Annotated in this window: 18 protein-coding genes and 1 tRNA gene; 9 read left to right on the forward strand and 10 right to left on the reverse strand. The window is 39.8% G+C overall.

Annotation, left to right across the window (positions count from 1 at the left end; all coding sequences use genetic code 11):
- Positions 1–519, forward strand: a 519-nt coding sequence (locus AACX68_RS10340) for an AAA family ATPase (protein WP_228859071.1), incomplete at its 5' end; no start/stop codon positions are given.
- 417 nt (positions 520–936) lie between these two features.
- Here AACX68_RS10340 and AACX68_RS10345 read toward each other — a convergent pair.
- The 5 genes from AACX68_RS10345 to AACX68_RS10365 form a co-directional block, all read right to left on the reverse strand.
- Positions 937–1,626, reverse strand: a complete 690-nt coding sequence (locus tag AACX68_RS10345) for a hypothetical protein (RefSeq protein WP_228859072.1) — start codon at positions 1,624–1,626, stop codon at positions 937–939.
- 192 nt (positions 1,627–1,818) lie between these two features.
- Entirely contained in the window at positions 1,819–2,631 is an 813-nt protein-coding gene (locus AACX68_RS10350) for a hypothetical protein (protein WP_099123102.1), read from the reverse strand.
- Positions 2,632–3,687: 1,056 nt separating this feature from the next.
- The gene (locus AACX68_RS10355; protein ID WP_370630288.1) at positions 3,688–6,129 is read right to left on the reverse strand and encodes a toprim domain-containing protein; all 2,442 of its coding nucleotides are present in this window, start codon (positions 6,127–6,129) and stop codon (positions 3,688–3,690) included.
- 101 nt (positions 6,130–6,230) lie between these two features.
- Positions 6,231–7,445, reverse strand: a complete 1,215-nt coding sequence (locus AACX68_RS10360) for a tyrosine-type recombinase/integrase (protein WP_228859073.1) — start codon at positions 7,443–7,445, stop codon at positions 6,231–6,233.
- 194 nt (positions 7,446–7,639) lie between these two features.
- Positions 7,640–7,727, reverse strand: a tRNA-Ser gene (locus AACX68_RS10365).
- Between the two features lie 182 nt (positions 7,728–7,909).
- Between AACX68_RS10365 and tusE the strand changes: the two genes are divergently transcribed.
- Positions 7,910–8,239 (forward strand): sulfurtransferase TusE, encoded by a 330-nt coding sequence (tusE, locus tag AACX68_RS10370; protein ID WP_228859074.1) that lies wholly within the window; start codon positions 7,910–7,912, stop codon positions 8,237–8,239.
- Between the two features lie 15 nt (positions 8,240–8,254).
- Here the strand turns inward: tusE and yccX are convergent, their stop codons facing one another.
- Positions 8,255–8,533, reverse strand: coding sequence for an acylphosphatase (yccX, locus tag AACX68_RS10375; protein WP_228859075.1), 279 nt, complete (start codon positions 8,531–8,533; stop codon positions 8,255–8,257).
- A gap of 285 nt (positions 8,534–8,818) precedes the next feature.
- Between yccX and hspQ the strand changes: the two genes are divergently transcribed.
- A complete protein-coding gene (hspQ, locus tag AACX68_RS10380) occupies positions 8,819–9,139 on the forward strand; it encodes a heat shock protein HspQ (RefSeq protein ID WP_186435674.1) in 321 nt (106 codons plus the stop codon).
- Between the two features lie 72 nt (positions 9,140–9,211).
- On the opposite strand, the gene AACX68_RS10385 is transcribed toward hspQ, so the two are convergent.
- Positions 9,212–9,625, reverse strand: a complete 414-nt coding sequence (locus tag AACX68_RS10385) for a CoA-binding protein (RefSeq protein ID WP_228859076.1) — start codon at positions 9,623–9,625, stop codon at positions 9,212–9,214.
- Positions 9,626–9,761: 136 nt separating this feature from the next.
- Between AACX68_RS10385 and mgsA the strand changes: the two genes are divergently transcribed.
- Positions 9,762–10,220, forward strand: a complete 459-nt coding sequence (gene mgsA / locus AACX68_RS10390) for a methylglyoxal synthase (protein WP_099108319.1) — start codon at positions 9,762–9,764, stop codon at positions 10,218–10,220.
- Between the two features lie 42 nt (positions 10,221–10,262).
- Here mgsA and helD read toward each other — a convergent pair whose 3' ends face one another.
- Positions 10,263–12,332: a DNA helicase IV gene (gene helD, locus AACX68_RS10395; protein WP_228859077.1), complete on the reverse strand. Its 2,070-nt coding sequence runs from the start codon at positions 12,330–12,332 to the stop codon at positions 10,263–10,265.
- 66 nt (positions 12,333–12,398) lie between these two features.
- On the opposite strand from helD, the gene yccS reads away from it, so the two are divergent.
- Positions 12,399–14,591 (forward strand): YccS family putative transporter, encoded by a 2,193-nt coding sequence (gene yccS, locus AACX68_RS10400; RefSeq protein ID WP_228859078.1) that lies wholly within the window; start codon positions 12,399–12,401, stop codon positions 14,589–14,591.
- A gap of 110 nt (positions 14,592–14,701) precedes the next feature.
- Here the strand turns inward: yccS and AACX68_RS10405 are convergent, their stop codons facing one another.
- Positions 14,702–15,310: a TfoX/Sxy family DNA transformation protein gene (locus tag AACX68_RS10405; RefSeq protein ID WP_099108322.1), complete on the reverse strand. Its 609-nt coding sequence runs from the start codon at positions 15,308–15,310 to the stop codon at positions 14,702–14,704.
- A gap of 249 nt (positions 15,311–15,559) precedes the next feature.
- On the opposite strand from AACX68_RS10405, the gene sulA reads away from it, so the two are divergent.
- On the forward strand, positions 15,560–16,132 hold the full coding sequence (gene sulA, locus AACX68_RS10410; protein ID WP_228859079.1) for an SOS-induced cell division inhibitor SulA: 573 nt from the start codon (positions 15,560–15,562) through the stop codon (positions 16,130–16,132).
- Positions 16,133–16,489: 357 nt separating this feature from the next.
- Positions 16,490–17,620, forward strand: coding sequence for a porin OmpA (gene ompA / locus AACX68_RS10415; RefSeq protein ID WP_228859080.1), 1,131 nt, complete (start codon positions 16,490–16,492; stop codon positions 17,618–17,620).
- A gap of 77 nt (positions 17,621–17,697) precedes the next feature.
- Here ompA and matP read toward each other — a convergent pair whose 3' ends face one another.
- Positions 17,698–18,147 carry a macrodomain Ter protein MatP gene (matP, locus tag AACX68_RS10420; RefSeq protein WP_099123091.1) on the reverse strand — a complete coding sequence of 150 codons (450 nt, stop codon included), beginning with the start codon at positions 18,145–18,147 and terminating at the stop codon, positions 17,698–17,700.
- Between the two features lie 204 nt (positions 18,148–18,351).
- On the opposite strand from matP, the gene AACX68_RS10425 reads away from it, so the two are divergent.
- Positions 18,352–20,082 (forward strand): AAA family ATPase, encoded by a 1,731-nt coding sequence (locus tag AACX68_RS10425; RefSeq protein ID WP_228859081.1) that lies wholly within the window; start codon positions 18,352–18,354, stop codon positions 20,080–20,082.
- Positions 20,083–20,166: 84 nt separating this feature from the next.
- Positions 20,167–20,685, forward strand: coding sequence for a bifunctional 3-hydroxydecanoyl-ACP dehydratase/trans-2-decenoyl-ACP isomerase (gene fabA, locus AACX68_RS10430; RefSeq protein ID WP_086956222.1), 519 nt, complete (start codon positions 20,167–20,169; stop codon positions 20,683–20,685).
- Positions 20,686–20,735 lie beyond the last annotated feature (50 nt).

Genomic DNA, 20,735 nt, shown 5'->3' on the forward strand with positions numbered 1-20,735 from the left:
CTATTTGATTCTAAACATGAAAATAAAATAATAATACTTACACATAACTTATTTTTCTTCCATGAATTAATAAAATTCACTCCATCACAAGATGATAAGTTTGAAGAAAAACACAAAGCTTATAGATTATATAAAGGGGAAAACACTAAAATAGAAAAAATGGATAGAAAAAACATAAAAAACGAATATCAACTACTTTGGCAGACTATAAAAGATATTGAAAATGGAAATGTCTCTGAATCCATATTGCCAAATGTAATGAGAAATATCTTAGAGTACTACTTTTCATTTCTTAATAATACAGATAAATTAAGAAATAAATTGCATGAGATGTCAGAAGAGCTTTCTGACGATTCTTACAAAGGTTTTTATAGATTTATAAGTCGAGGCTCCCATTCAGACCCAGCAAATATTGTTGAAGAATTTAGACGAATTGAGGCAAAAAGATACCTAGAGTTATTTAAGAGAATATTTGAAAAAACAAATCATATTGAACACTATAACAAAATGATGGAATAGTTAAGAGTGTTATCGTCGGGGGACTATTACTGATTAGCGCTTAGGCCATGAACGGTAGTGCGCACACACCGTCTCCCAGCAACCATTTTTAAAGCGTATATACTGGCGTACAGGGACGATCTTCATTATATGGCTTCTCCATATAGGTTACCAGTGTTGCCACTGGCAGCCTTATACACCTATAGTATAAGCGTCTACTTAGTGTGTTAAAGCTCACCTTATTACAGAGAACACCCGAACGATAACTTTTATATGATAATACATATTTTCTCATATTTAAAGCTAAATTTTAATACTGTAAAGCAATTAAACCAAATTGAAATTAGTAGGGTGCACAGAAAATAATTTTTTTGATAACCGCTGAGAAATTTACTCTTCACAGCGGTTTTTAAATTATTCCAATCTATGAAATGAACTTTAATTATCAAGACCAGGGAACGCACCATTTAAAAGAAATAAAACCAATCCGCTTGCTAAAATAAAAACAAAAGCAGAAATGCGCATTTTAAATATTTTCATACTACTGTAAACCCTATACCATAAACCTGTTCTATTAGCGTTTGATAGGGAATATGCAAATTGCCTTAATGATGAAAGATGAGAGAAAATGGCAGATATGGCAATTATAATTGATGATATGAAGTTTGCTAATGCGATATTTCTTCCGTGTTCTGTTAGGCTTTTCCAAAAATCTATCAATTTAACTTTTTGCGATAATTGGATTATATCATTTGGAGCATGATTATACGCAAAAATAGCCAATAAAAACAATCCAACAGAAGATATAACACTCCCAAAAAAACGGAAAAAATCTTCTTTTTTAATTTGTTCATTAAATATTAGGATACATAAAGAAAAAAAAGATAAAATTGCAGAAGATAATGTTATTATATTTAGATAATAGTAGATTCTTTCAATGTTATTAAAGAACCACCAAATAATTGTAACTACTCCTGCGACTGCGCTAAAAAGTAATGCAGATGAATTATCTTTATCTTTATTATTACTTATGTTATAGTTGTTATTGTTTACTGTATTATTCTGGACGTTGTTATCTCCAAATTGGTTATTATTGCCTGAAACATTAATGTTCTCAAATTTACTCAAAACATATATCCTCATTAAAGTTTGATTTTAATATTTACAATTTAGATGTTCACATAATCACTGACTTAATCAAGATAAAAATAAAGCGATTCAAACATGAATCGCAATATTGTTAATGAATGTATTATGACATTTTAGTATAATTTTTTAATTATTTCATGTCGTCAATAGCTGGTTCATCATTTTTTATAATCATTCTTCTTTCGGGGTGTAATTCCAGCCAGACGAACCACCGAAAGTAGCACCACCGTATCCACTACTTTGAGTGCCTAGCATTCCTGCTGATTTAGCTGCAACACCAAATGCTTCTTGTTTCTTTCCTACGTTATTTAAAGGAACTAACCCTTTGGTGTTTCTCATCTGTTGCTTAAAACTCCATGTAACATCAGTTATAATCATGCTTTTTTTAAGTGTATCAATATCATTCATGTATATTCGTAATGAATATGGGATAGTAAAATCCTCTGTATAGTTTATAGAAAATATATTTTTTCTTTCAAAGACCTTACTTCCTGCGTAATTAAGTGCCTTGATAGAGTGAGTTGTACAGTTGACACCAGTCAAGTCATAAGTATCAATAACTCTTCCGAATTTTTTAGTGGGTTCATTTGCGGAAGCACTGGTTACTTCTTTACCAGTGTGCCATCGGCTTTTAAAATATGTCATTATCGCTATAATATCAGCGTCCCTGATATTATAAACTTGAGCTTCCATTCTATAAAGTTCGCTTGACATATATTCAATTGCTTCATTATCCTGCATCCAAACTAAAACACCATCACCTGTTATTTGCGTTGGACTAACATTGGCATAACGACCGTAGGAAAAAACATTTATTCCTTTTTCGGTATGAACAGAAATAAATGTATGACCTGTGCCTTTTGTTTCCACCCATAAAAAAACACCTTTAGGTAACCATCGACAAGTGGTTTCATAAATATTTAATGCATATGTATCAAGTTTATCAAAAACTCTTGATTGTTTGATTATGTCCCTATTGTTCATTTGCTTTTTATCCTTGCAAAAATATAAATGATAATGATTGAGGCAGGAAATGAAACCAATACTAAATGTATATCATGGTTTTTAATAAATTTAAAAAAAGTTGGAAAATTTAAGGCATAAATAAATGTAGATATGTTATTTATTAGGGAAATTAAAAAGATTAAAAAAATTATTCTTAAACTATGCTTTAATTTATTTCGTAAAAATAACATTATGGTACATAAAACAAACAGAAAATTATTAGCCAGCATTGCATAATCAGTGATCTGAATAAAAAAAGATAATTCAGATGGGGTGTACTCATTGCTTGTCCATAAGGTTATTACTTCTTTTGTAGTCAAATCAATGGAAATAAATCCTATATTACAAAAAATAAATAAAATTATTACTATCAGTATATTAAATAATGACTTAATCCACATTTAACCCTTCCTATCATTTTTGCCAGTTCTAAAACCAATCTAGCTGAAAAATTCTTTATCTTGCCCATGATAATTGCATGTTTTTGATACACCGCTGGATAGGATATACCAGAATTATTTATATATTCTAGTATAGGTGACAATAAAGCGGAAAAATCGTGATTAATATCGTATATTAAACAAATAGATATGGTTACCTATGTTACATTTTGTTTAAGGCGACAGATTAAAACCACACTGACGCGCTACGCTTGCCTTCTCCGAGTTACCGGGCTAATAAATTAACCCAGTAACTCGGAGATCTGAAAGATCACCTGCCAGAGAAAACATTTTTACCTACCCCCTCCCTATTAAAGAATTAGGGGTAAAACTGTTCACCCTGTTCACCTTTGAATAATTACATTTAAATTCAAACCCTTAAAGGGTGATGAGTTGAAATTAAACTGTTCGCTACTCTTCACCCAACCGTTCACCTCCAACCAGAAAAAAGGTGAACAGTGATGAATAGTTGTGAACAGTTTAAAAATAACTATTCACCCTATAATACTTTGATATATTTGGTTTAAATTATAGAGTGAACAGTGGTGAACACTTTTTTATATTTCTTTGAAAAATACCTGTAATCAGAAAAAAATTATTCTTCTGGCTGGCTATTGCTTGTCAGTTTCGGCATCCATTCGATAGCGGTATCAAGATTCAGGCTCAGATTGCTGCGAATGCCCTGTTTGCTTTTCTTGCGTAAATATTGCTGGCTGTATTCTGCCAGTGCGCCCGGCATATCCATCCCGAAGCGAGTCACGGAAACAGGTTTGTTCAGGTTATTGCCTTTCATATAAGCAAGGTAGGCGTGATAGAGGTACTTACGGGGATTGAACGGCATAATTTCCGCATTGCCGATTAATAGGCCGTCAACTTCATGGGAAGCAATGAGATAACCGCAAAAATCGACCAGTGGATCTGTGCCGCGTTTGATATCCAGCGCCTCCGCAGATTTCTGTTGCTCTGCCAGTAAACGCCTCGCTGATTGTGGATCAGCAAATCGGTGAAGCAAGTGCCGGATAATCACAGGCAATTCTGCCGCAATTTTATCCCGTAGGAGTGGATCGCGTTCATTTTCCGGCACGACTTCGGAAAAATTAAAAATTACCCGACGCCGCGATACCCCACCACTGCGATCACTAAAACTCATGGCGTTATTGTTTACTGCCAGCACCACCGCAGGAATGCGGGTTGAATAAGGTTGTTTATGTTTCGGATCGATAGCAACTTCATCGCCGCCAGTAATCGCCTTAATGCCGGAACCATCACCCACATAGCGAGTTTGGTCTGGCAGGATAATCAGCGAATAGCCGACAATCAACGCCCGTTCCCGTGGATTTTCCAGTGCAGCCATACTTGCGGAAACGGTATTGCCTTTACCTGCCAGCATGGAACAAATTTCAGCAAAGATACTTTTACCACTGCCTCCGACTCCGGTGATTTCCAGAAAAAATTGCCAGTCATAACGGTTCGCCAACACCATAAACAGCGCCGCTAGCACTCTATATGCTTTGTTTTCACAGTTGGCAGTTGCCTGATTGAGCCAGCGCCAGAATTGTGGCGCATAATCTTGCAGGGTTTCCCCCGAAACAGGGGAATTAAATTCAACGTCATTGGCAAGTAATAGCCAGTCATTTTTGCCGTGAGGCCGGAACTGGCAGGTTTTCAGATCAAATACACCATTACTAAACCCGATTAAGTGGCGTTCTGGAGGCTGCATCATGGGAAGCTGTAATTTCAGGGCATCTACGGCTGAACTAATACCATGCGGTGAATATGGTAATTTTTCTTCCATAAAGGCGGCGACCATTTCCCGTCTTAAATCACGGTCACTGACCGGACGCCAGATAATACCGTCATAGTGATAAACGGTTTCCGAAGCACCATCCAGTGCCAAATCACCGTTATAACGTGCCAGCAATACTTCCCCGCGTTGGCTGGCTCCCATCTGGCATAATGTCAGTTTTGCAGGCTCGGTATCATTATTAAGCTGAATTGCTGCTTTTTTCTTGGTTAATGCTGGCTGATAAAGCCCCTGAGCAAAGGCTTGTTCTGCTATTTCTATACCGTATTGTTGTCGGTAATCATCCCAGTCAGCTTTTGATTCCGTAGGCGGTAGCGTTACCCATCCGTTAATCGTTTTGGCGGTCTTCTCTGCTGCAACCTTGCCGATATTCTTTTTCAGCATGCCGTTTTTGTCTCGTTCTTCCGGTTCGTGCCAGTCGTTATCGGCGGCAATGATGATTCTGGAGTTTGGATACTGCGCTCTAACCTGCTCGGCAACAATCAATAGGTTACTTTCATCAATCGCTGCCAGTACCACGCCTTTATGTAGTTGACTGACAGTTAAAGCTGTAGCGTAACCTTCGGTAATGATGATTGTGTCCGGCGTTCCGGTAATCTCAGTGATCGAGATAAAGCTGCCTTTTTTCTGTGTACCTGCAACAAGGTGTTTTTCACCGTTCGGCTTGATGGTCTGTGCGCCCGTGATTGTGCCATCCAGTGTCTGAGTCACCAGCAATAAAGAACCGTCTTTTAACAATCTCTGATTGGAGTATTGCAATCCCTTTTTCATCAGATATTGAGATTCACCCGTAACAGCAGTGGCAACCAGTGCCGTGATGCGTTCTGCGATTGGTTTAGCGCTATGATTTGGTGTGTTAGTTGGTTTGGGTTCTGGCAAAGGCAATGCCAGTACATCCGCAGCAACCTTTGCTGCTTCAAAAATTGAGATCCTTTTGTTTTTTGCCACTAAATCCAACCCATCACCATAGTTCGGAGCGTCACACTGGCGACAATGCCAATTGCCGTGATGGTGATCGTCGATAAAGTGGAAACGGTCAGCACCGCCGCAGACAGGGCAAGCGCCATGTTTTCCCTTGCCGGGAATATCAATACCACATGCTGGCAGCAGATTTTCCCAGTGATACATGGCGGATTTTTTCACAGACTGGATGAAATCGAGTGGTTTTTGTTCGTTTATTTTATCTGAAGATGTAAATTTGGGGTGAGTTTGGTTAGACTGTGTATCAGCCATCATCGTTACCTCGTTTAACGGTTTGGTCAGACGCCTCAGATGTGTTCGCGCACACTGGGGCGTTGCTTTTTTATGTTACTTTTCTTAAAAAATATCTATCTTTATGCCCTTTTGCCAAATTTCCCGATCAGGACATTTTCGCCTCGTTCCAGCATCTCCATATAATCCGCATACCATTGCAGCATTTCCCTGCGACCATCCAGATATTGAGCGTGGTTGTAAGTGCCTCGAATACTGTTTTTATCGACATGAGCCAGCTGTTTTTCAACCCATGCAGTGTTGAAGTCTTGATCATGCAGGATGGTACTCATAGTGTGTCGGAAGCCGTGGCCTGTTGCTCGTCCTGAATATCCCATACGGCGGATCATCGTATTGATTGCCATATCAGAAAGATGCTTTCTGTAATCTGTCCGGCTTGGGAAAACATACTGATAACTGCCGCTGATGGGCTGAATCTGCTTCAATAAATCGATAACTTGCTCTGATAGTGGCACTACATGAGTGCGGCGCATTTTCATTTTTTCGGCTGGGATTGTCCAAACAGCTTTATCTAAATCAATTTCTGACCATTCAGCTTTGCGGAGTTCTCCCGGACGAACACCCGTTAATATCAGCATTCGCAAAGCCGTTCTGACTATCTGACTACCCATGTATTTATCAATGGAACGGAGAAATTCAGGTAATTCATCTACTGAAAGGTGAGCGTAATGTTCGCGTTGATGAGGGATAAAAGCACTCGCTAAATCGGGGGCTGGATTATATTCTGCCCTGCCAGTAATAATTGCATATGTCCAAACTTCACCACAACGTTGGCGGACTTTCTTTAATTTATCGGTGACGCCTCTCTTTTCCATAATAGAAAGGAGGTCTAATAATTCGAGGGGTTTTATTTCAGCAATCGGGCGATGACCAATATAAGGGAAAACGTCTTTTTCGAATGCGTCCATCATATCTTCACGATAACCAACAGACCACCTGTCTTTTCTTCCCTCGTACCATTCACGCGCAATGCTTTCAAAGGTATTACTGATTTCTCCCTGAGCTGCCAATTTCTTTTGTTTTTTATCTTGGTTAGGATCAATACCTTCAGCTATCAGTTTTTTGGCTTCATCACGCTTTCTTCTGGCCTCTGCCAGAGTGATAAGCGGAAAAGTACCAATAGCGAGTAACTTTTCTTTTCCTGCAATGCGGTATTTCAGTCGCCAGTATTTAGAACCGGTTGTCTTTACCAGCAGATATAAACCGCCGCCATCCGATAGCTTAAAATCTTTATCTTGAGGTTTTACTGTTTCAACTTGTCGGGCTGTTAGTTTCATATTTCCAGCATCCTTGCCCCCTCACAGTAATGGGGGTATTTTTTTAGGGGGTACAGAAAGTTACCCCTATATATACCCCCTGACTGGGGTACATTGCAATAGATGCCAGTAGACGTTGATAGAGTGTTATTTGGGGATTTTCGTTGATTTTATTGGGGAAAGTAGACTTTAAGAAATGCTGCTAGAAGTGTAGATGGCGGAGGAGGAGAGATTCGAACTCTCGGATGGTTTCCCATCGGCGGTTTTCAAGACCGCTGCCTTCAGCCGCTCGGCCACCCCTCCGCGATGTCGTGCACTATAAACATCACTGTTCCCGATGTAAAGTACTTATATGCTCAATTGATGTTAAATCACTCACATAACTGTTCGTTGGCGCATTTATTCAGCATTTATGGCAATCTTTCTTTGGAATAAAGGTGATTTTTGCTAAATTGCAGCCATTATTGTCGAGTGGTTAAAAAGCTATGTTGGTATTTGAAGGTCGAGAAATCGAAACTGATGCACAGGGTTATCTTAAAAACAGTAACGACTGGGAAGAAGCGATGGCACCGCTACTTGCCGAGCAGGAAGATATCATCTTAACCGAACAGCATTGGGAGGTGGTTCGATTTGTCCGCGAGTTTTATGAGGAGTTTAATACTTCCCCCGCTATCAGGATGTTAGTCAAGGCGATAGCACAAAAGCATGGCGAAGAAAAAGGTAATAGCCGCTATCTTTATCGCTTGTTTCCTAAAGGGCCGGCAAAGCAGGCAACTAAAATTGCCGGTTTACCAAAACCAGTGAAATGTATCTGAGTCTGTCATCCGCCTTCAATGGCGGATGCTGAAATCAACCATTTCCTCTATCTCACAAAACTGAGGCTGAAAATGTTCAATTTTCGCGCCCGGAGGTCCTCCCTTCTCCAGCCAATGTATTAGCGCTGCTATTTGTTCTTCATTACCACAGGCAACGATTTTGACACTGCCATCATTCATATTCCGAACATACCCCAATAACTTATTTTTCTTTGCCCAGTAGTATGTCTGATAACGAAAACCAACTCCCTGTACTCGGCCATAAACATAAATAGTGATGCTTTGAACTGTCATTTCTTTTTCTCCCTCAAACAAAATTGAAAAGTGACTCTTCAGTATCCTGATGGAAAAGTATTTATTTTCTGTTATGCAATAGACTGAAAACTATCAGGTATAATAACTTTGGCATGCTAAGACCACTTTTAGTATTGTATTTTATATACACAACAGCTAACCTGAAATATGAGATGGTGATCACATACCATCTCAAATGCAAGATTCCGGTTACCGGGTGTGCGCTTGAAATTTACCTTACGGCCCTTATATAAGAGTGATTGCAAGGTTTCTCTGGAGGTGACTATGATGATCGCCAGCAAATTCGGTATCGGCCAACAAGTGAGACATAGCCTGTTGGGCTATCTGGGTGTTGTTGTAGATATTGATGCCGAATATTCTTTAGAACAACCACAGGAAAATGATATCGCATCTAATGCTACTTTACGTTCAGCTCCGTGGTATCACGTTGTGATGGAAGGTGATGATGGGCAACCTGTCCACACCTATTTAGCCGAGGCTCAATTGACTTACGAGATATCAGATGATCATCCGGAACACCCTTCTCTGGATGAGTTAGCTGAATCTATCCGCAGTCAATTGCTGGCTCCAAGGTTACGAAATTAAACACATTCCTTTAAAAAGTTAAACGATACTGATAAGGAAAGGCGATGAAATAAAAATAACCCATCGCCTTCTTTACTTTTCTAATCCTAAACGTGGGATCTCAATTTTCGGACAACGATCCATAATCACATCTAATCCCTTATTTTCTGCTAGTAATTTCGCCTCATCATTAATTACCCCTTTTTGCAGCCAAAGCACTTTTGCTCTAATGGCAATCGCTTCTTCCGCAATACCATAAGCAGCTGTTGCATTACGAAAGACATCAACCATATCAACTGGCTGTTCGATATCAGCTAGCTGCTTCACAACTTGCTGTCCTAATAATGTTTTGCCCGCTAGCCTAGGGCTAACCGGAATAACGTTATATCCCTGATTAATCAGGTATTCCATTACCTCATAACTAGGTCTATCTGGTTTTTCACTCGCTCCCACCAGGGCGATTGTTCTGACTTTTTTCAGGATATCTATCAGATATTGATCACTCATAAAACCCCCTAACTCATGATTATGCTGCAATAATTATACGTTTCATTTACCACAGTGTTTATGAAAATCACCTTTATTTCTATTATGTTGTCATTAAAATAATTGGTAAATGGTGCATTTTCACGAAGGTATTAATATGGAATTAACAACCCGTACACTGACTGAATCCAAAAGTATTGCTCTGATTGCGCATGATCACTGTAAACAATCTCTTCTGTCTTGGGTCAATGAACATAAACGTTTATTAGAACAAAACAGGCTCTATGCCACAGGTACAACCGGAAACTTGCTTCAACAACAAACGGGCTTACCGATTACCAGCCTATTAAGTGGGCCGATGGGAGGTGATCAACAGATTGGTGCATTGATTTCTGAAGGAAAAATTGATGTTCTAATCTTTTTTTGGGATCCTCTGAATGCCGTTCCTCACGATCCCGATGTCAAGGCACTGTTACGTCTGGCAACAGTCTGGAATATCCCTGTAGCAACAAATCGAACAACTGCTGATTTTCTTATCAAATCTTCGCTTTTTACCGAAAAAGTCGATATTTACGTACCTGATTATCAGGGGTACCTTGATGAAAGGCTAAAATAAGCACAGCCACCAGCAAAGAAAACCAGATTCTCTCCCCTAAACCTAAGGCTTGCGGTGCTCTGGGACATCTAATTTAGATAATTTGTGAATAAATACCGATGGATTTTTCGGCTCCTGCATTAGCCAGAGCTGCTTTTTTGCTCTCGTTAATGCAACATATAACAGGCGCTGCTCTTGTGTATCAGAAAATGTTTCAGGCTTCGGCAGTAAAACCTGCTCCAGCACTGTCTCTTTTTCTGATGCTGGAAAACCCTCTTTTCCTTTTCGTAACCCTAAGATAATAATGTAATCAGCCTGTTGCCCCAAAGATTCATGAATGGTCATAAAGTTAATATTTAAATTCGGCCAACGGGTTGCTGCTTTCTTCAATAAACCAGGCTTATGAAAATGGTAACGGGCCAATAAGAAGATGGTTTCCTGACTGGTGACATAGCCACTCATCCGGTTTAACAAGGCTTCCAATTGTTCTTCGGGCAAAATCATGACTGATTTTTTATTTCCTTTTATTGAACTATGATTGGTAAGCCTACACAGTGAATCACTCACTTGGCTGTGAAAAAGACGGGTAATTCCATTAATTATTTTACTAATGCGCTCATTAAAACAATAAGTAGTATCTAAAATGCACTCGTCACTTTCACCAAAATAAGCAGAAAAAGTCTTTATTGCAGGCCATTCAAGACTGTTAAACCGACAAACTCCCTGCCAGTTATCTCCTACTGCGAATATATGGCTTTGTCTATTTTGCGCTTGAAGTGTAGTTAATAACTTAATACTTAGAGGAGAAATATTCTCCAGATTATCTAACAGGATATGCTTCCACGGGCTAATGAAACGTCCTTTTTGCAGAGTATTTACTGCCTGATGAATCAACCCATAAAAGTCCAGCGCCCCTTCTTCTTTTAATGCCGATTTCCAGGCTTTCAACAAAGGTGCCATCAGGCGGATACGTTTTGGGAATATATCTGAATATTCAGGCGAAGCCCGTTCCAGCATCTCTTTTTGACTACCACCATGCATTCTCATTAATTCCAGCCAATAATCCAGATGGCTGGATAAACGGGATTGTACCTGCCTGTCATTCCAATATGCTCCATCGGGTAACTGCCAGTCTAACTCTTCATTCAACCATTCGCGCCAGCCTTTGGCCTGTGCTTTTTTTTCATTACACTGTTTTTGCCATTCCCGAATAAGAAAATCATGGCTCTTTTGAGTATTAGTCTCTAATTCACTAATTTTTGGTGTATTGCTATTTGCCTGTCGGATGATACAAAGAGCCAGTTCATGGAATGTTATCGCTTTTATCGTTTTAGTTCCCCAGCGCAACTGAAGACGTTTATTTATTTCCTCAACCGATTTCTGCCCGGATGACAGTAATAAAATCTGCTCAGGAAGCGCCTGCTGGCGTAATAATAACCACTCTGCCCGGGCAATTAAAACAGATGTCTTTCCACTTCCTGCACTTCCCGAAACTAATATGGATTTTTCACCATTAATAACGGACTGATATTGTAACGGATTGAATGGTACATTTTCTGCGATTTGGAACAATTCACCATATCGTTCCTGAATGTGTTCAGCCCATTGCTGGTTTATGAGTTTTCTCTGTTCCTCTCCTTCATTGAGCCAGTTCAGGCACGTCTGGTAATTTTCCCGACAGTTTGCAAAGTCCTTGATTCTTTGTAATGGCAAGGGAATAGATTGAAATGTTTCATGAATTTGTTGTTGTAATAGAGATAGATCTTCTGTCTTCATCCAATAATCTTGCTGGCGGATTTTATCAATTTTATTTACCTGAGCAGACAGAACACCAGAGCTGATACCGCTCATATCAGAGCTCCATGCCTGCCATTCCTTGAATAAATAATGGTAAAAACGCTGTGTTTGCTGCCATTCAGTGCCATGTAAACGAACGACTTTCCCTTCCGGTAACTCAAATTCCAGTTCCCCCCAGACAAGCCCTCGCTTACACTGAATATCGATTAATTGATTAAATGGAATTAGGTACTGATGTTTGTCACCACTGACTTCAATGCCAGCACTCAGTAAACGCACTCGATTATAAGGATGCCGAGCAAGTCGTTGACCAATTTGTGTTGATTTTAGTTCCATTGTAATAGCACCGTACCTGAAAATTGTTGAGCTATCTGCTCACTTAAATGTTGTTAGGAGTTTTTTGTGCTAACTGTTTTTTCCAGCTCCCGCCATTTTTTGTATAACAATCACGTTTTCTATTATATTCGTATATTTATTGCGCTAACAGGAACTACACTGGTTCCCTGGCTATTGAAAGAAGAACCCAAGATTACAATCCCTTTGACGTTAGGTGTTGTCGCCGCCGCATTAACAGACTTAGATGATCGTTTAGCGGGTCGTTTGCGCAATCTGGTCATCACCTTAGTCTCCTTCTTTGTTGCTTCTGTTTCTATTACTTTACTTTTTCCATACCCTTGGTTCTTCACTCTTGGGCTGGCGATTTCTACCTGTGGTTTCATACTGCTTGGTGCTTTGGGGCAGCGTTATGCCACCATCGCTTTCGGTGCTTTATTGATTGCAATATATACTATGCTGGGTACATCGATATTCCCTGTCTGGTATCAACAACCTTTATTATTACTCACTGGTGCAATTTGGTATAACTTGCTGACCCTAGCAGGGCATGCACTATTTCCTATCCGCCCGTTACAAGAAAATCTGGCGCGCTGTTATCAGCAGCTTTCTGTGTATTTACACGCCAAAACAAATTTGTTTGATCCGGATGCTGAAGCAGAGGAATACGAGCAGGCTGTGTTTGATATTGCTATGGCTAACAGCACATTAGTGTCAACACTGAATCAAACTAAAATAACTTTATTAAGTCGTTTGAAAGGAGACCGTGGGCAACAGGGAACCCGAAGGACGCTACACTATTATTTTGTTGTTCAGGATATTCATGAACGTGCCAGTTCGTCTCACATTCAGTATCAAAAGCTACGAGAAACATTGCGCCACAGCGATCTTCTATTCCGTTTCCAGCGATTGTTGTCCATGCAGGCACACGCCTGTGAGCAGGTTTCACAATCCATTATCCTGCGTAAACAATATCAGCATAGTTCACGGTTTGAGAATGCTTTCACCTATCTTGAAATCTCTTTAGAGAAATTAAAAAACCAACAACTAGTTGATACTAAGATCGTTGCATTTAGTAATTTACTGAAAAATTTGCGGGCAATTGATGCACAACTAGCCGGACTCAGTTCTGAGCAATATCTGATCCTTCAGGAAATTGCTCAATATAATAAGCAAAGCGATGACAAACAGTACAACGATAAACAAGAAGAGGCGCAATTATCCGATGAGGCCTTAACGGGATGGCGTGATATTTCATTTCGGCTTCTCAGCAATCTGACACCTAAATCAGCACTATTCCGTCACGCTATCCGTATGTCTGCTCTGCTTTGTACTGGTTATGCCATTATTCAGCTATTTGATATGCAAAGAGGTTATTGGATCCTGCTGACCAGCCTGTTTGTCTGTCAGCCTAACTACAGCGCAACTCGCCGCCGTCTGGCTCTCCGGGTTATCGGAACATTGGCGGGTATTTTGATTGGCCTGCCTATTCTCTATCTTGTACCTTCTATTGAAGGGCAATTATTGCTGATTGTCATTTCAGGTGTATTATTTTTTGCCTTCCGTAGTAGCCAGTATGCACATGCCACTCTATTTATTACATTATTGGTATTATTAAGCTTTAACCTATTAGGAGAAGGCTTTGAGGTAGCACTGCCCAGAATAGTCGATACCCTGATCGGTTGTGGTATTGCCTTGCTGGCAGTCAGTTTTATCTGGCCTGATTGGAATTTTCGCCAATTGCCGCAAGTCATCACCCGCACAATGAATGCCAATTGCCATTATCTCAATGCTATTTTGTTGCAATATCATCAAGGAAAAAGTAATTGTCTGGAATATCGGGTTGCTCGCCGTAACGCTCATAATTACGATGCCGAACTGGCATCGGTTGTCTCGAACATGTCATCAGAGCCTAAGCATCATCGTATTTCTCAGGAAGAAGCATTTCGTTTACTTTGCCTGAATCATACCATGTTGAGTTATATTTCCGCCTTAGGCGCACATCGTGACAGACTTAATGAACCTGTCATTCTGGATCTACTGACTGAAGCAATCCGTCATGTTGAATCTGCTTTGCAACAAGACAGAGTTAATGATGAGTTCCTGCATCAGATTTCAGAGCATTTGATACAAAAAAGTAATCAATTAACTTCTGATAACAGCAAAGTTCAACTTGTATTACAGCAAGTAGGGTTGCTAGTTGAATTATTACCGGAAATAGTTAATTTAAAAAATCAAATAAACAATCAGAAATCTAATTAAATAAACCCCGCCTTCTATGAAGGCGGATTTGTTATTTTTATTACTTATATTTGCCGTATGTAAAATCAATTATCATCTGTCGTCTTAAATCAATATGCAATCGAATAATACTAATTACCATGTTCCAATTCTTGATGCCATATAAGTAAATCATGTCGTAGTTTTTCTGGCAACACAGCAACATGGCAGCCTTCTATTGCTCCGGCTAATGCCAGTAAGATATTAACGCTTATCTTCTTTCCATTTTGTTGTAATTTAAGATAAGTTACTTTTGCTCCTAACACACGCAATTCTTCTACTTTTGATATTCCTGCTTTCCATAACTGGCGCTCCAAAGCCATCCCAAGATTAGGAAGATCTTTTAATCTGAGAGGTGTTCTTTGTTTATTAATGATATCTGTCAGTGTATCTTGGTAGGCTAAATTAACATATTCGAATAATTGTTTTTGATCCCGCCAAAGTGATTCACTGACTCGGTAATAACGCAAAGCCACCGGAATTCCTCTTTTTGAATAGATAAACGTCTCCATGCCTTTGGCTTTAAATAACGTCTCTGCATAACTATTCCCTCGTAAATAAAGCTCACCTTCATAACTCAGGGCGAACAAGACTCCATCAATTGATAATCCAATTCCACCAAACTGGGATTTCTTTTTAAGTTTCCCCAATGAAGATACGCCGTGTTTCAATTGATCAAAACGAGCCCCAGATAAAAACATTTTTATCACTCCATGAATTATATCCTGACTAAATATTTTATACTCTGTTCCCTTGCCTGTTATTAATAAAATAAATAACAAGAACAAGTAATTAAAACCATACGCAATCTATTTCTGGCTGCCAATCATTAAATTAGAAAAAAACTGTTTTATATGAATTTTTGCGAAGCGCCTTGAAAAAAATGGTCTTGCTTTTAGCCAAATAACCAATTACTGTATATACATACAGGCATCATGGTGAGGAACATTATGCGTATTCAACCCACTCTGGAGTATCTCATTGAGAGTAAAATTGAAGCTGAGAACAGTACAACTCACAAACACGAAATCACTAATGTAACAGGCGCTACATCTACAAAATTACAACCTGTTAGTCAGGCTGAGCAAAACGCCTTACAAGCAGTAAATGGCACAATCCGTGAGTTAACCTATTGTGAACAATGGCCTGTGGTTAATCACATCCTACTTCCTTTGCTACATCAATCCAGAGATGAAAACAGGTGGTTACTCTGGATAACGCCTAATAAAAGATTAAACCGCCAGTGGTTAGTCGATTCGGGTTTGCCTTTAGACAAGAGCGTTCAATTAAACCAAATTACCCCTATTGCATCACCCTATGCCATGGAGAAAGCCTTAGCAAGTGGTAGCTACTGCATCGTATTAGGATGGCTGCCAGAACTGTCTGAATATGGAGTACAAAAACTGAGATTAGCTGCACAGAAAGGCACAACACTAGGCCTGATTATGCGTCCTCAGGCCTCACCCGAACAGTATCATCCTGTAGAAAGCAGGATAAAGTTTCATTCTATTTACTATCATTGAATTAATTTAAGATTATTCTCAGTATTTTTTAAAATAAACATGCTATGAGTAATAAAAAATTTTTATTTATGATAAAAATCAAACAATTAAATAACCAATCCTCATAAGCTATCATTAATAATATTTAATTTCTTACAGGTATTAATTTAAAAAATATGCACCACAAATCACCATGTACTTGTAAGTTTTAAAGTTCGTTGTAGACTCTACAAAGTTAGGTTGACGCTGATTTAACTCACATTTCAGGAATTATCTATTGATATTAAGCGCATATACCTAACAGATTATTTTAACTAATGGCCAACAATAAGACTTTAAGGCCAACTACTTATTATTTGGATGATAACGAGGCGTACAATGAAGAAGACAGCTATCGCAGTGGCCGTGGCAGTAGCAACTTTTGCAACTGTGGCTCAAGCAGCTCCAAAAGAGCATACTTGGTATGCAGGTACTAAGGTAGGTTGGTCCGACTACAGTAGGACAGGGTTTAAAGATATCGATGCTGCTAAAGTAGCAACAGGTAATGCTGACAAGAAAGATGCTCTGGGTGCCGGAGCTTATGTTGGTTATCAGGCAACTCCATACATAGGTTTCGAATTAGGTTATGATTGGCTGGGGAAAATGACCTATAAATCTAAGATTAATGACGCCAGTTTCAAAAGCCAGGGTATTCAGCTTGCAATGAAATTGAGCGCACCACTGACAGACTCTTTAGATGCTTATACTCGTCTGGGGGGCATAGTGTGGCATTCAAACGCTTCAGCAAATTACAGCCACTCAGATAAAACAAAAGACTATGTGAAAAATAATAGTACGGGTATTTCCCCACTAATCGCTCTTGGTGCTGAATATGCATTGACGAAAAATGTTGCAACTCGTCTGGAATACCAGTGGGCACCCAAAGTTGGTCAGAGCGGAAAAGGCAGCTCAGATGCATATACGCAGGATCGCAGCTCTTATTTAGGGCCTAAACCAAATAACGGTCTGCTAAGCCTCGGTGTTTCTTACCGTTTTGGACAGGATGATGAAGCTACGCCTCCTCCAGTGATCCCTGCTCCGATGCCTGTTGTTGAAAACAAAAGCTTTACCCTGCGTTCTGATGTCCTGTTTGACTTCAACAAATCAACATTGAAGGCTGAAGGTAAACAGGAACTCGATACTCTCTATAACCAATTAAGTAAAATTGACCCAAATCAGGGCCATGTTGTAGTTCTTGGTTACACTGACCGAATCGGTAGCCAAAACTATAACTTACCTCTGTCCCAGAAACGGGCTCAATCCGTTGTTGATTATCTGATTGCAAAAGGCATTCCTGCAAACAGTATTCAGGCTGAGGGTCGCGGTAAAGAAGATCCGGTTACCGGCTCAACATGTGACAATATCAAAGCGCGCTCTACATTGATCTCGTGTCTGTCACCAGACCGCCGTGTTGTTATCAATATTCAGGGTACTCAAGAAGTAACTGTTCCGGCAAAAGTTGCCCTTTGATTTATCTACATTATTCATAAAATAAAAACCTCATGTGTAAGCATGGGGTTTTTATTTATTTCACCATTTTTCAAAGACTATTTATCTAAAATTGCAGCTAAATCCTGCTTTAAATTCAGAATTTGGTGAGCATATTTCTCTTTATGTTCGGCATCTTCCAATAATTGCACAATTGTTTCTGATAAAGTATTACCACGGCGTCGGGAGAGATTCGAAAGACGCTGCCAGACATGAAAATCCAGGTCAATAGACTTTTTACGCGAGTGCTGATGCTCTGCATTAAAATGGCGCTTACGCCGTGCTCGGATAGTTTGCTTCATGCGGTTGGATAGAGCTTGATTCATATGCAGTGAAATCCATTGCAAAACCTTGACAGGTTCCCGCTCTAATTTTAACAATGCATTAATTGCATCCTGAGCTGCACTTTTTTCAAGATATTTAGTGATTTCTTCACCTTCACGATGTTTTTTCACTAAATAAGCCCATTTCCAGCCACATTCCAGATTTTCCAATTGTTGATATTTCATTTCATCTCTCAGTGACAGCGTAACTTAAATTAAGCATAGCAATTATTTATCTTAATTTCTCATAACAGCACCGGATTATCGTGCATTTCTTAAACTATCAATGGGATAGTACAAATATCATGCCTTTCAAGGATTATGGCATGTTGGTTAACAGCCTAATCTTGTATAATAAATGTTTCTTTTTCACTACATGTAGCTATCACTTTGACGAATATAAAATTAGACTGGCAATCATTACAGCCAAATAGTGTACCTTATCAATCACTTTTCAATTCTGTTTCTGAATCACCTTCCGCCACCCTGGAAGTCATTCAACCCAGGCTGCACAATGGGCTAACACTTTTTTGTCAGGCCAATTTACGCCAATCTTTTATGCTGTTAAAAGCAGAAGAAAGTGATGCTTGCCTGGCCCTTTTATCCGATACAGTTTCTACATTATTACCAGAAAGCTATCCTGATGTTGGTGGTTATTATCAGATAGAACACCAAACCATTACATGGCATTCCTCCGGTGAAGGCCCTTTCTCGCCAAATCAAAGAGTTGCTTATCGTGAGTGGATTGAACCTGAACAATTATTTGGCAACATCTACACACACCAGAATGTGCTTCAACTCCAGCCGGGGCTTATCCACCAAGTTAATGGTGGTGTTTTAATCTTACCCCTACGCACGCTGCTATCCCAGCCATTAATGTGGGTTCGGCTCAAACAGATGATCATTCAACGACGTTTTGACTGGTTACCACACAATGAAAACCATTCTCTGCCTCTGCCAGTTCCCTCAATACCATTAGATTTGCGCCTGATCCTTGTAGGAGATCGGTTCAGTCTTGACGAATTGCATACTATTGAGCCGGAATTGGCAAGCAGTGCTTTATACAGTGAATTCGAACCTGATATGCCATTTCATGAGGAAGATGATCTGGCAATGTGGTGTCGGTATGTAAGTGGATTCATTCAGCAGCAAAAACTCCCGTCTTTGAGCCAAGATGCCTGGAGCGAATTATTCAGGCAAGCTATTCGCTACACCGAAGATCAATTCAGTTTACCTTTAGACATCCAGTGGCTGAAACAGACTCTGGAAACAGCGGCTAATTATCAGCAGGAAAATCAGATTACCCTGCATTCTCTGCAACAGGCAGAAGATAACCGGCGCTGGCGTCATAGCTATTTAGCTGAACGCAGTATGGACGAAATTCTGAAAGGTCAAATACTGATCCGTACACAGGGTACTGTTATTGGTCAAATAAACGGATTGTCTGTACTTGAATATCCGGGCCATCCAGATCCGATTGGTGAACCCTCTCGAATCAGTTGTGTTGCCCATTTAGGCGATGGCGAATTTATTGATGTAGAGCGTAAAGTCGAGCTTGGGGGGAATATTCACGCCAAGGGTATGATGATTATGCAGGCCTACTTGATTTCTGAGTTAAAACTCGATCAGCCCCAACCCTTTTCTGCTTCTATTGTATTCGAGCAATCCTATGGCGAAGTCGATGGAGACAGTGCTTCGTTAGCTGAATTATGTGCATTAATCAGTGCCCTGTCTCAACAGCCGATAAACCAGCAAATTGCGGTGACAGGAGCCGTCGATCAATTTGGTAATGTTCAGCCGATTGGTGGTGTTAATGAAAAAATTGAAGGTTTTTTCCGTGTATGTCACTGCCGTGGGCTAACCGGTTCACAGGGTGTGATTATTCCAGCAGCCAATGTGCAGCATTTATGTTTGCATCAGGATGTTATTAATGCAGTGAAAAATGGAGAATTCCATATTTGGGCTGTAGAGCACGTATCCGAGGCCGCTTCATTATTGACAGACATCCCTTATTATGATGAACAGAAAGAACATCTGTTAGCTATGATATACGAGCGTATTACACAAGTTAATAGTCAGGAACGCCCAAAATTACCTTGGTTCTTGCGCTGGCTGGGTTAGTGTCAAGATATCTGATCGGAGTTGTTCAGCGTACAAGTGTACGCTATTCTCTAGCCTTACCCAATAATAAGGCTATCTGAGAATATGTTTAAAAAACAAGAGTCCTACACTAAAGAAGAACTTCAAGCCTCTGGACAAGGTAAGTTATTTGGTGAAAATGGGCCACCATTACCTTCCGGCAATATGTTAATGATGGATCGCATCATTAAAATGACAGAAGATGGTGGCACTTATAACAAAGGGTATATCGAAGCTGAACTTGATATTAACCCTGATTTGTGGTTTTTCGGTTGCCACTTTTTCAAAGATCCCGTTATGCCAGGTTGCCTCGGTCTTGATGCGATGTGGCAGCTTGTTGGTTTCTTCATGGGCTGGCTTGGCGGTGAAGGTAAAGGTCGGGCGCTTGGTGTTGGGGAAGTAAAGTTCACCGGGCAAGTGTTACCAACAGCAAAAATGGTCACCTATCGCATTAATTTTAAACGCGTCATAAACCGGAAACTGATTATGGGTCTGGCTGATGGTGAAGTGTTGGTTGACGGTAAACTTATCTATACAGCCACTGATCTGAAGGTAGGGATCTTCAAAGATACCAGTAATTTTTGATTTTCTTGTCCTGATGTTTACTCCCCTTATCTTATACAAATCACCTCTGC

Origin of the sequence: Xenorhabdus sp. PB61.4 (assembly GCF_963894935.1) — a bacterium.
Classification (GTDB): Bacteria; Pseudomonadota; Gammaproteobacteria; order Enterobacterales; family Enterobacteriaceae; genus Xenorhabdus; species Xenorhabdus stockiae.

Coding starts and splice junctions, on each gene's coding strand:
- AACX68_RS10405 (WP_099108322.1), bottom strand. CDS start 15,310: ATGTTTTTATCTGGGGCTCGTTTTGATCAATTGAAACACGGCGTATCT.
- AACX68_RS10385 (WP_228859076.1), bottom strand. CDS start 9,625: ATGAGTGATCAATATCTGATAGATATCCTGAAAAAAGTCAGAACAATC.
- matP (WP_099123091.1), bottom strand. CDS start 18,147: ATGAAATATCAACAATTGGAAAATCTGGAATGTGGCTGGAAATGGGCT.
- sulA (WP_228859079.1), top strand. CDS start 15,560: ATGCGTATTCAACCCACTCTGGAGTATCTCATTGAGAGTAAAATTGAA.
- hspQ (WP_186435674.1), top strand. CDS start 8,819: ATGATGATCGCCAGCAAATTCGGTATCGGCCAACAAGTGAGACATAGC.
- helD (WP_228859077.1), bottom strand. CDS start 12,332: ATGGAACTAAAATCAACACAAATTGGTCAACGACTTGCTCGGCATCCT.
- AACX68_RS10360 (WP_228859073.1), bottom strand. CDS start 7,445: ATGAAACTAACAGCCCGACAAGTTGAAACAGTAAAACCTCAAGATAAA.
- AACX68_RS10355 (WP_370630288.1), bottom strand. CDS start 6,129: ATGGCTGATACACAGTCTAACCAAACTCACCCCAAATTTACATCTTCA.
- fabA (WP_086956222.1), top strand. CDS start 20,167: ATGTTTAAAAAACAAGAGTCCTACACTAAAGAAGAACTTCAAGCCTCT.
- yccX (WP_228859075.1), bottom strand. CDS start 8,533: ATGACAGTTCAAAGCATCACTATTTATGTTTATGGCCGAGTACAGGGA.
- mgsA (WP_099108319.1), top strand. CDS start 9,762: ATGGAATTAACAACCCGTACACTGACTGAATCCAAAAGTATTGCTCTG.
- tusE (WP_228859074.1), top strand. CDS start 7,910: ATGTTGGTATTTGAAGGTCGAGAAATCGAAACTGATGCACAGGGTTAT.
- ompA (WP_228859080.1), top strand. CDS start 16,490: ATGAAGAAGACAGCTATCGCAGTGGCCGTGGCAGTAGCAACTTTTGCA.
- AACX68_RS10350 (WP_099123102.1), bottom strand. CDS start 2,631: ATGAACAATAGGGACATAATCAAACAATCAAGAGTTTTTGATAAACTT.